The organism is Herbaspirillum lusitanum P6-12 (assembly GCF_000256565.1).
Lineage (GTDB): Bacteria > Pseudomonadota > Gammaproteobacteria > Burkholderiales > Burkholderiaceae_D > Herbaspirillum > Herbaspirillum lusitanum.
In genome coordinates, this window is sequence record NZ_AJHH01000446.1 from 1 (window position 1) to 14,469 (window position 14,469).

The 14,469-nt window shown below is 45.0% G+C and carries 17 protein-coding genes; 9 read left to right on the forward strand and 8 right to left on the reverse strand.

Going from position 1 to position 14,469, the window contains the following annotated elements; genetic code table 11:
- Positions 1-330: 330 nt before the first annotated feature.
- Together HLUSI_RS0114195 and HLUSI_RS0114200 are read right to left on the reverse strand one after the other, a co-directional pair.
- A complete protein-coding gene (locus HLUSI_RS0114195; RefSeq protein WP_016834595.1) occupies positions 331-1,035 on the reverse strand; it encodes an HNH endonuclease in 705 nt (234 codons plus the stop codon).
- Positions 1,032-1,346 (reverse strand): hypothetical protein, encoded by a 315-nt coding sequence (locus tag HLUSI_RS0114200; RefSeq protein WP_157137868.1) that lies wholly within the window; start codon positions 1,344-1,346, stop codon positions 1,032-1,034. Before HLUSI_RS0114200 ends, HLUSI_RS0114195 begins: the two co-directional genes overlap by 4 nt.
- Before the next feature lie 314 nt (positions 1,347-1,660).
- Here HLUSI_RS0114200 and istA point away from each other — a divergent pair, with 314 nt between their 5' ends.
- The gene (gene istA / locus HLUSI_RS0114205; protein WP_016834597.1) at positions 1,661-3,187 is read left to right on the forward strand and encodes an IS21 family transposase; all 1,527 of its coding nucleotides are present in this window, start codon (positions 1,661-1,663) and stop codon (positions 3,185-3,187) included.
- The gene (istB, locus tag HLUSI_RS0114210) at positions 3,177-3,953 is read left to right on the forward strand and encodes an IS21-like element helper ATPase IstB (protein ID WP_016834598.1); all 777 of its coding nucleotides are present in this window, start codon (positions 3,177-3,179) and stop codon (positions 3,951-3,953) included. The genes istA and istB overlap by 11 nt, the downstream gene beginning before the upstream one ends.
- Before the next feature lie 76 nt (positions 3,954-4,029).
- Here istB and HLUSI_RS0114215 read toward each other — a convergent pair whose 3' ends face one another.
- Complete coding sequence (locus HLUSI_RS0114215; protein ID WP_040503509.1) at positions 4,030-4,302, reverse strand: hypothetical protein; 273 nt, start codon at positions 4,300-4,302, stop codon at positions 4,030-4,032.
- A 368-nt stretch (positions 4,303-4,670) separates the two neighbouring features.
- Between HLUSI_RS0114215 and HLUSI_RS0114220 the strand changes: the two genes are divergently transcribed.
- The 3 genes from HLUSI_RS0114220 to HLUSI_RS32730 are packed head-to-tail and all read left to right on the forward strand — an operon-like array spanning position 4,671 to position 5,843.
- Positions 4,671-4,916, forward strand: coding sequence for a hypothetical protein (locus HLUSI_RS0114220; protein ID WP_016834600.1), 246 nt, complete (start codon positions 4,671-4,673; stop codon positions 4,914-4,916).
- Positions 4,917-4,918: 2 nt separating this feature from the next.
- Complete coding sequence (locus HLUSI_RS32725; RefSeq protein WP_157137869.1) at positions 4,919-5,131, forward strand: hypothetical protein; 213 nt, start codon at positions 4,919-4,921, stop codon at positions 5,129-5,131.
- A 43-nt stretch (positions 5,132-5,174) separates the two neighbouring features.
- Positions 5,175-5,843: a hypothetical protein gene (locus tag HLUSI_RS32730; protein WP_157137870.1), complete on the forward strand. Its 669-nt coding sequence runs from the start codon at positions 5,175-5,177 to the stop codon at positions 5,841-5,843.
- Positions 5,844-6,096: 253 nt separating this feature from the next.
- Here HLUSI_RS32730 and HLUSI_RS28720 read toward each other — a convergent pair whose 3' ends face one another.
- The gene (locus tag HLUSI_RS28720) at positions 6,097-6,414 is read right to left on the reverse strand and encodes a hypothetical protein (RefSeq protein WP_016834601.1); all 318 of its coding nucleotides are present in this window, start codon (positions 6,412-6,414) and stop codon (positions 6,097-6,099) included.
- Positions 6,415-6,871: 457 nt separating this feature from the next.
- Here HLUSI_RS28720 and HLUSI_RS32735 point away from each other — a divergent pair, with 457 nt between their 5' ends.
- Positions 6,872-7,897 (forward strand): hypothetical protein, encoded by a 1,026-nt coding sequence (locus tag HLUSI_RS32735; protein ID WP_157137871.1) that lies wholly within the window; start codon positions 6,872-6,874, stop codon positions 7,895-7,897.
- Positions 7,898-8,017: 120 nt separating this feature from the next.
- The gene (locus tag HLUSI_RS0114235; protein ID WP_157137872.1) at positions 8,018-8,860 is read left to right on the forward strand and encodes a DUF4365 domain-containing protein; all 843 of its coding nucleotides are present in this window, start codon (positions 8,018-8,020) and stop codon (positions 8,858-8,860) included.
- On the opposite strand, the gene HLUSI_RS32740 is transcribed toward HLUSI_RS0114235, so the two are convergent.
- Complete coding sequence (locus HLUSI_RS32740; protein ID WP_157137873.1) at positions 8,861-9,391, reverse strand: GNAT family N-acetyltransferase; 531 nt, start codon at positions 9,389-9,391, stop codon at positions 8,861-8,863.
- 556 nt (positions 9,392-9,947) lie between these two features.
- Positions 9,948-11,123, reverse strand: coding sequence for a hypothetical protein (locus tag HLUSI_RS0114245; protein WP_016834605.1), 1,176 nt, complete (start codon positions 11,121-11,123; stop codon positions 9,948-9,950).
- Between the two features lie 40 nt (positions 11,124-11,163).
- Here HLUSI_RS0114245 and HLUSI_RS0114250 point away from each other — a divergent pair, with 40 nt between their 5' ends.
- Together HLUSI_RS0114250 and HLUSI_RS0114255 are read left to right on the forward strand one after the other, a co-directional pair.
- Positions 11,164-11,778 carry a hypothetical protein gene (locus HLUSI_RS0114250; RefSeq protein WP_016834606.1) on the forward strand — a complete coding sequence of 205 codons (615 nt, stop codon included), beginning with the start codon at positions 11,164-11,166 and terminating at the stop codon, positions 11,776-11,778.
- 159 nt (positions 11,779-11,937) lie between these two features.
- Entirely contained in the window at positions 11,938-12,249 is a 312-nt protein-coding gene (locus tag HLUSI_RS0114255) for a hypothetical protein (protein WP_414086880.1), read from the forward strand.
- Between the two features lie 392 nt (positions 12,250-12,641).
- Here HLUSI_RS0114255 and HLUSI_RS0114260 read toward each other — a convergent pair whose 3' ends face one another.
- On the reverse strand, positions 12,642-12,959 hold the full coding sequence (locus HLUSI_RS0114260) for a hypothetical protein (RefSeq protein WP_016834608.1): 318 nt from the start codon (positions 12,957-12,959) through the stop codon (positions 12,642-12,644).
- A 1,075-nt stretch (positions 12,960-14,034) separates the two neighbouring features.
- Positions 14,035-14,469 (reverse strand): hypothetical protein (locus HLUSI_RS34155; protein WP_238534004.1); only part of this gene is annotated, 435 nt, incomplete at its 5' end.

Genomic DNA, 14,469 nt, shown 5'->3' on the forward strand with positions numbered 1-14,469 from the left:
GCACAATGGTAGAGCAGAAGCTTCCCAAGCCCCGCCACATCAAAAACATCCACTGTTCATGCGGGTTTCAGCGCAGTCGAATGTAGTAACTTCGAAAACTCCACTTTAATCACGGAGTTAGCAGCCATCACATTTTCGCCCCCACCTTGGTCACAAAAAGCTGCTGATATGCAGTGTGCGTCGCCCCCGTTATCTCTCCTTTTTTTATCCCGCAATTTCCTGCGATTTCTTTACGGAGCGACTGAACGAAACCATTTAGATTATTAGGGATGCGTGACATGTGACCAGTCGCTCGTTTATCGGAGGAGAGTAGGTGACGGGAGTTTGTCGTTATTTCTTTAACCGATATTGCCGGTGATATTGCATGTAGCCCAGATGTTCCGGCCGCAACTTGACACGCATACCCGCCGATATTCCAAGTAGTACAGGGTCACCTAAGGCGGCCGATATAATTATCTGACCCGAATCTTCAAAGCTGACATATCCCAGATCAAAAGCCCGGTCGATGTTCGGCAATAATAAAAGGCCATTGAAAACATCCGTTCGTTCCTTGTTGCTAGATACCGCCCAAGGTTTGATGTGAGATGCGACCAGAAGATTGATATCGGCATATCCGGTCACAGAGCAAGCTTTCCAATAATTCACTAACTTGCCGCGAAAATGCCCCTGGCCGATGCGGCCCTTTATAAGTAACTTTTTCTCAGTCTCGCTTAGCGTTACCGATTCGATAACCGCGTCAATATCTTCTTCTACCAACGTAGATCGAGTCTCACGCAAATATTGCGAATATTTTGCCAAGGCGCTGCTATACATGTGATGCCCGGTAGCATTACGCTGCTCGAATATAGGCAACACTGCTATCTTCTTCGAAAGACTCAAAAACTCCGGCAAGTTAATGACATCGGCCAACGAACCATCTATCAGGCCTGCGTCCTTCGCCCACAACGTCAATGCTCCGGTAACAGCACCTTCATATTTTTTTATCGACGACTCAGACAAACCATTTTGTCGCATCCAGGTTTCAAAATAGCTCACTTATTGTTCTCCATTGCTGCACAGGTTGAAAAGAAGAGCAGCCATATGAAGAAGGAAATAAATCCGGAGATGTAGCCACCATAACTATCGGTTGATACCTCAAAGAATTTTGCAACCGACGGCAGATTGGTAGCGAGCAAATGGAGTATGCCGTCACCGGGGTAAAAATATAGCCATTTAACCCAGAGCCATACGTCACTTATGGTCACAGCTCCATCGCCATTCATATCCGCGACGAACCGCCAGTTTCGCGCTACATATTCCATAGAAGATTCCCCAATTTCTTTAATTTTTAATGTGGTCGGCCTCAAGTTTAGACATGTAGGCAGCGGATCCTATTAAAACCTTTGTTTATATTTGCATCGTGGCTTATCTTACATTCAAAATCTGTGGCTCTTATTTGCAACTTTCTTTGCCGAAGACGACGCGATTATCCGATACCAGTCCGCCCCTCTTAAATCCTTATTCTGTGCAGCTTGACGTCTGACGATGTGGGTCAGTTGCATGCAAATTGACCCATGTAGATTTGCATCGAAAACTGACCCACTTTGCTGGGAATTTTGCATCGAAAATTGACCCACGTTTGATACACAATCCTACCTAAGCAATCAGGTAGGAGATTGGAGTGATCGACGTGGCATTACTAGGAATTATTCGGCGCTGGCACTTACGTGACCAGATATCGCTAAGGGAGATCGCCAAGCGACTTGGCATCTCCAGGAACACCGTTAGACGTTACCTGCGCTCTGAAACTGTAGAGCCAGCCTACGCTGACCGGCGTTCAGCCAGTGCTCTGGATGTGTACACATTCAAACTATCTGCATGGCTTAAAACCGAATCCACCAAATCTAGGAAGCAAAAGCGAAGTCTCAAGCAGATGCACGCAGACTTGTGTGTGTTGGGATTTGAAGGCTCTTATGATCGCGTTGCCGCGTTCGCCCGGCAATGGAAAGTGGATCAGTTAGACAGGGTCAATGCTGCGAGCAAAGGAACATATATTCCTCTTTCATTCGACGCAGGGGAAGCGTTCCAATTTGATTGGAGCGAAGACTGGGTCGTAATTGCCGGAGAAAGAACGAAGCTACAAATTGCTCATTTCAAACTGAGCCATAGCCGGGCGTTTTATCTGAAAGCTTACCCGATCCAAACTCACGAAATGCTCTTTGACGCGCATGAACACGCCTTCAGAGTATTCGGTGGCATTCCACGTCGAGGGATCTACGACAACATGAAAACTGCCGTAGATAAAGTCAAGACCGGCAAGCAGCGTGACGTAAATGCTCGGTTCAGCGCCATGGTTAGCCATTATCTGTTCGATGCTGAATTCTGCAATCCGGCATCGGGTTGGGAAAAAGGCCAAATCGAAAAGAATGTGAGGGACAGCCGGCATCGTATCTGGCATACGGTGCCCGATTTCCCTTCCCTAGAGGCACTAAACCTCTGGCTAGAGAACGAATGCCTCTCGTTTTGGAAGAAAATTCGACATCCAGAAGCGGAAATGACTATCTGGGACGCATGGGGTTTCGAAAAGCCCCATCTTCTACAGATGGGGCAACCCTTTGATGGCTTTGTCGAGCACACCAAACGGGTTTCTCCCACATGCCTAGTGACGCACGAAAGAAATCGCTACAGCGTGCCAGCGTCATTTGCAAATCGACCAATTAGCTTGCGGGTATATGCGCGACATCTCTCGTTCGTCGCAGAAGGAAAGACCATTGCTGAACATGTGCGGTATTTCAACAAAGACAAAGGCCCCGGCCAGACTATCTTTAACTGGCGACATTACTTAGCCGTGTTGCAAAGGAAACCCGGCGCCCTTCGTAATGGGACGCCGTTCAAAGAGCTGCCGAATGCATTCAAACAACTTCAGGGTATTTTGCTAAAGCGCCCCTCAGGGGATCGAGAAATGGTCGAAATCTTGGCTCTCGTATTGTTCCATAACGAAAATATCGTCCTTAAGGCAGTGGAATTATCGCTGGAGTCCGGCGCACCATCCAAACAGTCGATTCTAAACATACTTAGTCGGCTGCTGAATGGAAAGCCTGCGCCGCGCATCGACGCGCCGCAGGCATTAGCCCTGGCAGTCGAGCCAATGGCGGATGTTGGAAGATATGATCAACTGAGAAAACGTGGGGATGAAAATGCAGCATGACACTATGTTGGAAATGTTTCGGCTTCTAAAGCTGCGAGGCATGGCACACGCAGCAGAAGACTTGCTGGGGCAAAGCTCCCCTGCGTTCCAGGCTGCAATCCCTGTCCTATCTCAACTATTGAAAGCAGAAGTTGCTGAGAGAGAGGTCCGATCACTAGCCTATCAAATGAAAGCAGCGAGATTTCCTGCCTATCGGGATCTTAACGGGTTCGACTTTGACTGTAGTGAAGTCAACGAGGCTCTCGTCAGACAACTTCACCGCTGCAAATTTGTAGAGTCGGCTGATAATATTGTTTTGGTCGGTGGGCCGGGGACAGGAAAGACTCATCTGGCCACCGCATTGGGAACCCAAGCAATAGAAACTCACAATTGTAGAGTGCGGTACTTCTCGACAATTGAACTCGTCAATATGCTTGAACATGAGAAACAGCACGGGAGATCCGGACACCTCGCAATGCGTCTTCTCCATACCGACCTTGTCATTCTTGACGAATTGGGCTATCTGCCCTTTAGCCAAACAGGTGGGGCCTTGCTGTTTCATCTCATCAGCAAGTTATATGAACGAACTAGCCTCATTATTACAACCAATTTAGGCTTTTCTGAATGGGGAGCAGTGTTCGGGGATGCAAAGATGACTACAGCTCTATTGGACAGGTTGACGCATCATTGCCACATTGTAGAAACGGGAAACGACAGCTATCGTTTCAAAAATAGCTCAACCCGCTCAACAGAACAGGAGAAATTGACTACCATTACTTCCGCGTAAGGAAACAAAAGACTAATTGGAGTGGGTCAAATTTCGATAAAAATCGTGGGTCAATATTCAGTGCAATTCAACACTATTAGATAGTTCGAGGCAGCATCGTAATAGCCATGTCGAAGACTCGAGTAGACCTACTGTTGACGGGATACAGCGCGTTACGAATTGCTTCTAATTGACGCCGAAACTCCGAAAGGAGCTCCTCAGGTACTTCGCCAACTGCAATGCAAAAATGATTGCAAGCTTCCGAAACAGCTTTTTCCACCTTTGCATCGACCGGCACTCCCTCTTCAGCAACGATCGCATATGTTTGGATAAGCGCAACAAACTGACGGACAATCATGACGTCTGGCATCCACTGTTCTCCCGCAGAGCAAATTTAGTTTCGAACTAATTAGAGCAAATTAGGAATTCCAAGATCACGAGTGAAATCGCAATACTACCGTCACTACTTGTAGTGTTGCTGCCTGAAAACCCACGAAATGGCTCAGGATTGCGCGCCTGCTCGCCAGTTCGTTTAGATCGGCACTCGGCTATCGTTGACTCAGCTGTTCCCCAACAGCTGGCCATCCCCTCATGGCCAAAGCCCCCGGACCTCTTCCCAATCGGAGGCTCGGGGGCTTTCTCATTGTAGAAACACAATACTCCGAATTTCAGAAAATCGGAGCGGCAATAGTCCTCATGGATACATGACAACAGTTACGCCTAAGTAAGGGGAAATGAATGACTAACCTTGAATGGGATAAGGTACGGGGAGAAATCACCGGCCTAAAAGCCGTGCTTTATTCATTGTGTGCCGTGCAGACGACAGAGCAATCACAACAGTTTCAGGAGGTTTTACAGTTGCACCTTAATACGATGGAAGCAACTCTTGCTCCTTCGGCAGATGCCACTGTCTTCATGGAAAAAACCATCGAAGTAATCAACGACTTCATATCGCTGAAAAAGACCCGGCTCGAGGGAGAGTGACTATGACGAACGAACAATTCGAACACAAGGGTCAACAAGTTGAAATTAAAATGGTTCAGCCACTGATTGGAGGATGGCTGTGGCAAACCGATATTAATGGAGTTCGTATAGCGTCCTCCCGACGTGCACCAATCAAATACCGGCAAGATGCGCTTCAATATGCTGTACTGGAAGCAAAAGAATTCATTGATATGGAAAGTACCGGACGACCCTAGCGCAGTGATAAGCGTAGAACCCAAGTTGATCAATAGAAAAAAAATGATTTCGAAAGAGTTTGAAGAAAAAATTAGGCAGTTAATAAGCCCGGTAAATGATCAATATCCTCGACCTTGGATGACGAGACTTAGCGAGCCCATGAGCGCAAATATATTCATCGTCGGTAAAAATCAAAGAAATGGATATTCAAAAAATCACGTCGAGACTGCTGATAAATATCTTGATGCACTGTTTAATAGGAACGGCCAAGGATGTCGGGAGCTATACGATAAAGTGACGAAGGGAAAACCATCGCCAACAAGGAAAAATACAGATAGGCTTGTTTCAACACTCGAGACCGCGAAAGTAACAGGCATTCTTGAAACGAATGTAATCTGCTACTCCACCCCGATGAGTTCGGACCTATCAAGAAATCGCCATGTAGGCGGCAAAGATAGAGGGGAAGAGATATTTCGTTATCTGCTCTCGTCAATAAAACCAAGGGCATTGATAGTTCATGGTGCTAGTGCATCCAGACAACTGGCATCAATTCTCGAGACAGAAGTCGGAAAAGTGCCAATGCATGCAAACGATATTTGCAGTAGCGAAATAAACGGCATGCTGGTCGTAGTAATTCCCAGTCTAGCGCCACCCGCCTTTAACAAATGGTCATCTTGGTCTCAAGCTCACTTCAACTCGGTGGCGAACATTGTTGCATCACATCTTCTATAGCTGGTAACGTGGCAAGCAATAGTGAGACTGGATAGATCTGCGTGCATGGAGTTTGATAATCATGACAAACACATTCAACGCTTGAGCCGCCGCGCAAACTCCGCACACACATGATCGCACCGCCAGATTTCATGCTAACCAAGTCACCCACGTTAAATATCGTATCCATGAAACCACCATTAAGATAAAACGGCGATTATTATTACCTGCCGTTCCTGATCTATTTATTAAAAAATCAGGATCGGCTTATGGTTCACTTTTGCGCCGCCTTAATAAGCTGATAGTACGTCGATGCTCCGGCCTTTGACAGCTTGGCTTCCGCAATGAATTTTGCCAGCACTTCTTTTCGCGTCATACCTTTGGTTTTCATCATCTGCTTATAAATCTCGGTCGCGATATCCATTTTGGTACGCTCATTTGGTTTCTCTTTTTGACCTTCCTCGATTTTTTCGACTACTGATTTATCCGTTTTATTTTCGACGGATGCATTTTGCATCGTAGGCATCGATTTAATCACGTCAGAATCGTTTTTAATCACTTCCGTTTTTGGTTTAGCAGATGCATCCGGCATAACAGCTGGAATAGGGGCTTTATTTGGCTCAGAGGATTTCGTTGCAGAGACCACCGAAGATGCCGTCGGCGTTGCCGGTGCATTGCTTGTCACTGTAGTCTTCTGTAGTGTGAATTTGTCGTTTCCCATGATGGCGTCTTTCGAATTGATTGAAGGAGCCATCACCATCCGATGTGTCAAAAAAATAATCAACGGCGTCCAACACCGGAAAACAATCGTATTGGGAATATAGAAAACATGAAAAATAGAGTGTTTCGGTGGGACCTACTACATTTCTCATGACACCTATTTGAGAACAACATATAACCCGTTGATTTGCCCCGGAAAATCCGCCTAGATCAGAAGCTTCTATAGGTTCAAACTAAGTGATCTAGGCACCAACTGATCCCCTGCGCAAAAAAATAAAACAGATCAGTTAAGATGAGTGATAGATAACAATAAAAGGAAAAACACTAATATGAGTTCCGTTCATTATTTTCAGCGCTACTCCCAAAGAGAAAATCTGGTTACCAATAACAGCCTGCTTTTTATCAGCAAGCTGCACGGTTACAGTCGATTAAAATTCGAAAAATTTATCTCGATGCTCTGTGCTGATGAAGATGCAGACCCGCCAGAAATATCGCTTCATTTCAAGCAACAAATCGGAACTGGCGCAAGCGTCTTGGACGGATACATTTATCAAGATAGCTTCAAACTCGCCATAGAGACCAAACTTGGAACGTCCTTCGGTATCAAGCAACTCAGAAAACATCTTTCCTATTTTAAAGCTCATCAACCTCAACAATATCTGCTATTACTTTGCAAAAAAAGTAATACGTTAAGTACGGCTGAGAGAGAAGCACTAAGCCCTTATATTCCGCCCGGTACGCAGCTTCTACAAGCCTCATTTGAAGATGTAATCGCGCACTTCCGAGCATGCCTATCAGAACACGACGAAGAGATGCTTGAACTAGCTGAAGATTTTGAGGCATTTTGCAGCGAGATGAAAATTCTCGATACAGACAGCCACACTATCTTTGTTCCTCCTTGCAGTCGTTCTCACAAAGAAAACATACTCCATCAGTTGTACTACTGCCCAGCCTCGTGGAACCGCCGCCATTCCACCTATCTTGGTGTCTATGCTGATAAATCTGTACGAGCTATCGGAAGAATTAGTAAGGTCGTTACTTGCACGGTCGCTCCAGAAGAGAACCAAGTTGACAATGTCATTGCAGTCGAAAGCCAAGAGAAAGTAACACTTACGGAGGAAGAAATTGGCAGGATTGTCGCAGTAACCAAAGAAGCGAAAGAACGGAATGGATGGGATTTAACCAAAGACACACAATTTTTTCTTTGCGACGAAATGGTTGAATGTAGATTTAATAAAAATACACATGGAGGGATTCAAGGACACAGATACATCAACATCAAAGACTATTTAGATCCACTCCCAGGCTCTTTAACCGAAATCGTGAATCAATTAAGCAAACATACGTGGCCATAAAAACTGGCTCTAGCGTTCATTGCGCTGGTCAACGCGTGCAAATTGAAATGAGAAATGGCTTAAGAATTTCTTCGCGGCAGCATCTCAGAACATTCTTTAGCTCATTCGAAGGAGATAACTTTGAATCCTAATTGGCCCATCCGCACTAAGAACCATCAAATTGACACACTAGCGATGAAGAAAGTGAGTTTGATGCTTGGATCAGACTTATTGATCCGCTCAGTAGACGAGCGAGACTATGGAGTTGATGCGCTGGTTGAAAGTTTTAGTGATAGCGCGATAGCACAGATTTTACTTTTTCAAGTTAAAGGCACAGAAAGCGAAATTCATCCTTTGCAAGCAAGTAAAGGCGGCACCATAAGCCTAGGCGGTTTCCCTCGCAGGACGGTCGCTTATGCCGAAGAGTTTGTTCATCCCTTCATCGTTGCTTACACTAGCGTTAAAGACGGTCCTCTTGATAAAAGTCCAATATATTATCTGTGGCTACAACGCTATATCGAATATAGCCTCGAAGTAGAAGATCCAGGCTGGAGGCAGGATAGCCAGGACACGATGACCTTATATATTCCAACAGTCAATACAATCTCTGGGGAAAATAAAAGAATTAAAAATATCGCAGCCTCCTCAATGTTTCTTGCTCAGTCGAACAATGTAATTAGAGCAACCGCGCGTTTGCAAGCGTTGATTAAAGATAAGACCGTGGACATTCCATATCTTCTCGAGGTAGCGTGGATCTTATCCGCGATCAAACGGTCTCCTATGATAGTAGACAAGTTGGATACCCGAGAAGTCGATATAAAGAATGCTCTGACACTTACAAGAGACGCTCTTCTTGAAGCACAAAAATCAAATCAAGCATATGGGAAATTAACAATGGCGATTGGCGCGTTGGAACGCAGAATGAGCACCCTCTTAGCCACGTTACTTTTAATAGATACGAATCCCGCTGATACTAGTTGGTGACTAGCCAAACACGGAATTGACACCATCAATTGATTTCACCTTCCAGTCATTCGATAGCTTGAAGATTGGGGCGATGAGTCTATCGCTAGTCATAGGTCTTGACTCCCCCCAGAGGCCGCTATCTTGATAATCGAACTCGAACCCTAGTTTTTCGTAGAAGCGATTTCTTCTCTTCTGCGCATGTGTGGTCTTTGCATCTTCAGCCGAAAGATTTATCAATACAACCGGAACCGGAGGTTTTTGCTTAATCCATCTGATTATCGGCAGCATCAATAATGAACCTAAGCCAATACCTCGTAGAGATTCAATTTCCAAATCAATTCGTCCGTTACCAATCATGACTTGACCGGCGTCAAACTCGTTTTTATCTTCATATGCAGCTGACCACTGCGCAACTTTAGTGTTGGGAAGAATTCCAGATCCCCCATCAACGTAAACAGCAGTCAAAGATATGCAAGCCCAAGTGCATCGGGTTGACAGATCAATTATGTGCTCGATTCCGTTAGGACTTTGTATTCTTAGCTTTTCCATGACTTCGATATTGAAGAGACATATAACGGACCTACTACATTTTCCATCACACCTCTTTATGAACAGAGGATAACCATGTGATTTAACAGGAAAACTTTAGTCAGATTAGAAGCTTCCAGGGCATATGAAGCAGAAACAAAGCCTTAGCCATTTTTTTCGGGGACAGATTCGCGCTCTAATTCCCAAACTTCCCTATTCCGGAACTCTGTATTTCTGAGGCTGGGTCATCATCAAATTTCCCTAACAAAATGGGATGAGACAAAACGCCCGGCAGGGCATCTTCTTATTTTCAAATTTTTTATTCTTGGAGAACTGAGATATGGGCAGAACAGCAAACGATGACCGCAGCGATAGCATGAATCCAAACAATGATGCGTACGACGACGCAATGGACAATCATTCAAATCAGCTAAACCCGAATAACGAGGAATATCAAGGAGACGAAGAATCGGATAGGGAATAACACCGCATGGAGTGAAGTATATTCGCAAGGTATTGGGTTCCACTCGTACCTTGCGATGTCAAACCAACGGAATATACTCTCGCATTATTATTTTCAGCTCACTTGTAAATAGCGGGGCCAAGGAAACTCTCCGAATTTCAAACCTGCAACGCAAGCCTTTTTATAGTAGACGTCCCACCAATATTTATATGCGTCGGAAGTTGGCACAACGATACCTGATGCAACACGAGAACCATTTATCTGCGTGTGTGTGACGAACAATTGAGTCAACATCTGTGCCGCGAAGTATAACGGCCAAGGCGGTGTAGGCAAAATCTGTAGACCTTCGACTTCACACATCGAACACCACATTTCACTAAAGTCTGCCGTTGTAAGCCCTTTTGTTCCGCGATATATTTTGGAGAGCAGCTGTTCCGTATCAAGCGACGCATCTTTGCCGATCCAAGCCGCTATATTGCGTTTTGTGTTGAATCGTTTCAATGGCCATTTTTTGTTTCTGTGTGCATAGGCCAAACAAAAACTTATATTTAATAGCCGTTTCAATGGCAAGTTGAAAATACCCCGAACTTTATACAATCCATCCGAGTTTAATTTTGCGTCAGAAGATAACGCAGGCATCAATAGCAAAAATAATGGCTGAGGTGTTAAGCCTTGTCCAGAATCCGGATCTGTTAGATACGAAGCTTGAAATTCAACATCTAGGCAGGCGAGAAATTGAAACAATGACGAAACCATCAAGACTTTAACAGCTTCATCTAGCTCGCTAAAATCCTCTGCATCACGAATTTTTCCCCGTACTCCCTTTATTTCCGAAAATTGCATCATCCATTTCCCTGTGCCGACTTCTTTCAAGAAACGCAAGACCGTTTCCTTGTATTTTTTTAGATCATCATTTTTTTTTAACAACTCTAATTCAGCATCACAGACATCTATTGTTTTCGCCAAAGCTTCCGATAACAAATAACCCTTAGCATTATCTTGAATTGATTGAACAATCCACGTTAAGTATCTTGGGTTGCTTTTTGCGCGCTCCATCTGAAATTGTGCAAGTCTTTCCGCCTCCGAAACGGAAAATCCTCCTTCGTTTATATGGCGTTCATAGAGCCATTTTTTTTGTTGAGCTTTAGCTTCTGCTATCTTGTTAGGCCGCTTCGGCCCTCCAGATCTCAAGGTCTTTACGCTGACACCGGTGATTTCTTCAGCGAGGACGAACAATGATTTTCCAGAAATCTCTTGGATAAGTTTTAGATGAAGAGTCTCAAATGTCATGATGTTTACCACCACAAATTATTAGGTTTTTCAACAGCAGATGACGGATAAAAATCAAAAATCTAACGTGCCAGTAAGAACCGTTTATTTCAATGGCGAAATCGTGGGGGAAATTCCTATTACTGGGAACGACGAAGAAGACCTTGCCGCCAGTCGCCGCTTGCTTGAGTCCAAAGGACTGAATCAGAAGATGTCCCTTGAACAAGTCATGTACAACCAAGCATTTGCGTTCGCTAAAACCTCGGCACAACTTTATGACCAAGGATTAAAAAAAGTCCCTCGCGACGGACAATTGGTAATTCCCTGGATAGTCAACAGTGCGTTCGCCATCGAAATTTATCTAAAGACTTTAGGGCAGATGTCAGGACGCCCGAGTCGGGGACATAATATCAGCGACCTTTACTCCGGCTTACCAGATGATGCGAGAGCATCAATTCTTGCAGAGATTCCTAACGCATTGAGAGATCGTAATTTCACAAGCGAATTTGATATTACAGCGGTAATTTCCGCTCTAAATAAAGCATTTGTAGAATGGCGATACCACTATGAAGTTCAACGCCTTCCTGCTATCCCAATCGAAGCAACTATCGTGCTAATGAAGGTCGTACATCAAGTCTGTGCCGAAAAACTTAAAAAAATAGTATCGGAGCCCTAACGGTCTGCGGCCCTCAAAGACTCTCTCTACATGGCACCCCACTGATAGGTAGATTTAATATGCTTACATTATAGGCAAATTAGATCAATAGACCGAATAGGATGCAATTCATATACTTCGTCTATGAAAACGAAGAATATGACGCGAGAAGAACGGGCAATGCAAATTTGGCAGATCCTTATCGCCGCTGCCCATGACCGAAGAATTTTGACCTATAAGCATCTTGCGAACCACCTCGGCTTTGAAGGTGCGGGGACCATGGCGCAAATGCTCGATTACGTGATGAGGTATTGTGCTCGGGAGAAGTTGCCGCCGTTATCATGCTTAGTGGTGAATCAAACGACGGGTTTACCCGGTGCAGGCCTTACCAGCGTCGAAAATTTGCCCAAAGAACGTGAAGCTGTTTTCTCTCACAATTGGTACGAGATGTATCCAGTTCAGATTTCCGATTTCCAGTCTCTCAATGATTGAGCATTTTTTAAATTGCGGGGGAACTCGACCTGCCTACAATACGGTCAAGGTAGGCAAAGTTAAATCCTGAAATATGCGTGATCTTGAAAAAGCTACTCCAGCATTCTGCTATGCCGGAGAAGTGATCCTACGTTTGACGGTGCAAAATGGGTACCGAAACCAACATCACAGTCGGATACAATTCACGACACGGTGTTTCTTGGTCATGCCAAACACATTCGACACTTGATCCACCACGCAAACTTCGAATACACATAACCGCACCGCCCGACTTCAGGCAAATCACCAATATTAAACATTGCGTTCAGAGCAGCTCACCGTAAGAAAAGTGGCGATTAGCAACACTTGCCATCCTTGATCTATTTATTAAAAAATCAGGGACGGCTTATGGTTCACTTTTGTGCGGCCTTGATAAGCTGGAAGTAAGTCGATGCTCCGGCCTTCGATAACTTAGCTTCCAAAATGAATTTTTCCAGCACTTCTTTCCTTGTCACGCCCTTGGTTTTCATCATCTGCTTATAAATCTCGGTCGCGATGTCCATTTTGGTACGCTCGGCTGGCTTCTCTTTCTGACCTTCACCGATTTTTTCGACTACTGATTTATTCGATTTATTTTCGACGGATGCATTTTGCATCGTCGGCGTCGATTTAATTGCGTCAGAATTGTTGTTAATCGCTTCCGTTTTTGGTTTAGCAGATGCATCCGGCATAACAGCTGGAATGGTGGCCTTAATTGGCTCAGCGGATTTCGTTGCTGGAACCACCGAAGATGCTATCGGCGTTGTCTGTGCATTGGTGGTCGCTGTAGTCTTTGGCAAGGTGAGTTTATCGTTTCCCATGATGGTGCTTTCGAATTGATTGAAGAAGCCACCACCATCCGGTCTGCCACAAAAATAATCAACGGCGATGTCTGTATCGCCAAAAAACTAATTGGCCGTTTCAGTTCGAAAAAAATACAAAACCACTGTGTTTTTCTGTCTGACCTACTACATTTTCCATCACACCTTTTTATGAGCAAAAGATAACCCAGTGATTTAACAGGGAAACTTTAGCTAGATTAGAAGCTTCTGTGGCTTACAGAGCAGAAACACGGCCACGAAAATCGGTGGCATCACCTACCGATGCCCTTTCGCACAAACCAGCCGACTTACAAATTCCAAAATGGGATGCATGTGAATGTGGCCGTAGGCCGCGTTTGCATGCATCATGTTTTGCTGCGCCGCAGGTGCAGTGCCAATTCACGATGACTTCATGGCAATGGATCTCACGCCAATTGATCACGAATGAAATTCGGGATACAGCTCGCATAAAAAACATATCAATCTGCTCAATCGGTGGCATCGATCCGTGCTCGCTTCGCTCGCACCAATCTGATCTGGCGAGCACGCACTGGCGTTCGTGCGTCGCCAAACCAGATTGGGTTAACCTCGAGCAGCCAGTACAATCAAAGCCACATATTTTGAATTGCCCCCGCGTTGACGAATGCAGGCTGGTGGCTGCATACGGCTCTCAAGAGAACGGATAAAAAACTCCACGTCATTCGCACAAACTACAGCGGGAACGCGGAGGCAATTCGATCCAGCCTAATGGGACGGACTTTAGATGCTTACGGCACCAGAGCTTGGGATCAGCCTTTGGGCTGATCTGTTCTCTTTCATAGCGTCTTGTTCGCTGTTTGTAAGGTCATGACGATGTGACCAAGACAGGACAGTGTCGCTAAATGGTCCATCCAGAAAGGCTTTGGAATGGTCATTGGCATGTCAGATTAAATTGTGGACTACATCGTTATTTATTCGGCTTGATTGGCACATAAGAACTGCGGGTCACTCTTGCTTGTATAAGACTTGAGACAAAATTTCTTAGGCCGCTGTATTCCTTTTGCTTGCATGGGTAGCCCTCATATCCGCGAGACCTCTCATTTATTTCTACGTAGTGCACTAGATCTCCGTATTTTTGACATTTCACGTTGTGGATGGAGAACTCAACCTGATTGAATTTTAGATACTGCCAATCTTTAATATGCCGATTGAGCCAATTCGCAGACAACAGCATATCGTCCGTGGCTTCGAAGCAATTGACGCCAATGATCAGAAGACCCGGTATCGGATCGTCTGGGGAGCGGCGCTTAAATAAGTGTATGCGGTAGTCTTTCTCTTCTTCGGTTTCCGTTGAAAATAATGAATCGAAGTGTTTTTTTTGGCGATGGTTTTTTCTCATATT

Excerpts from the sequence above, each read along its gene's own strand:
- istB (WP_016834598.1), top strand. The coding sequence starts at position 3,177 with ATGCAGCATGACACTATGTTGGAAATGTTTCGGCTTCTAAAGCTGCGA.
- HLUSI_RS0114215 (WP_040503509.1), bottom strand. The coding sequence starts at position 4,302 with ATGCCAGACGTCATGATTGTCCGTCAGTTTGTTGCGCTTATCCAAACA.
- HLUSI_RS0114220 (WP_016834600.1), top strand. The coding sequence starts at position 4,671 with ATGACTAACCTTGAATGGGATAAGGTACGGGGAGAAATCACCGGCCTA.
- HLUSI_RS32725 (WP_157137869.1), top strand. The coding sequence starts at position 4,919 with ATGACGAACGAACAATTCGAACACAAGGGTCAACAAGTTGAAATTAAA.
- HLUSI_RS32730 (WP_157137870.1), top strand. The coding sequence starts at position 5,175 with ATGATTTCGAAAGAGTTTGAAGAAAAAATTAGGCAGTTAATAAGCCCG.
- HLUSI_RS28720 (WP_016834601.1), bottom strand. The coding sequence starts at position 6,414 with ATGCCGGATGCATCTGCTAAACCAAAAACGGAAGTGATTAAAAACGAT.
- HLUSI_RS32735 (WP_157137871.1), top strand. The coding sequence starts at position 6,872 with ATGAGTTCCGTTCATTATTTTCAGCGCTACTCCCAAAGAGAAAATCTG.
- HLUSI_RS32740 (WP_157137873.1), bottom strand. The coding sequence starts at position 9,391 with ATGGAAAAGCTAAGAATACAAAGTCCTAACGGAATCGAGCACATAATT.
- HLUSI_RS0114245 (WP_016834605.1), bottom strand. The coding sequence starts at position 11,123 with ATGACATTTGAGACTCTTCATCTAAAACTTATCCAAGAGATTTCTGGA.
- HLUSI_RS0114250 (WP_016834606.1), top strand. The coding sequence starts at position 11,164 with ATGACGGATAAAAATCAAAAATCTAACGTGCCAGTAAGAACCGTTTAT.
- HLUSI_RS0114255 (WP_414086880.1), top strand. The coding sequence starts at position 11,938 with ATGCAAATTTGGCAGATCCTTATCGCCGCTGCCCATGACCGAAGAATT.
- HLUSI_RS0114260 (WP_016834608.1), bottom strand. The coding sequence starts at position 12,959 with ATGCCGGATGCATCTGCTAAACCAAAAACGGAAGCGATTAACAACAAT.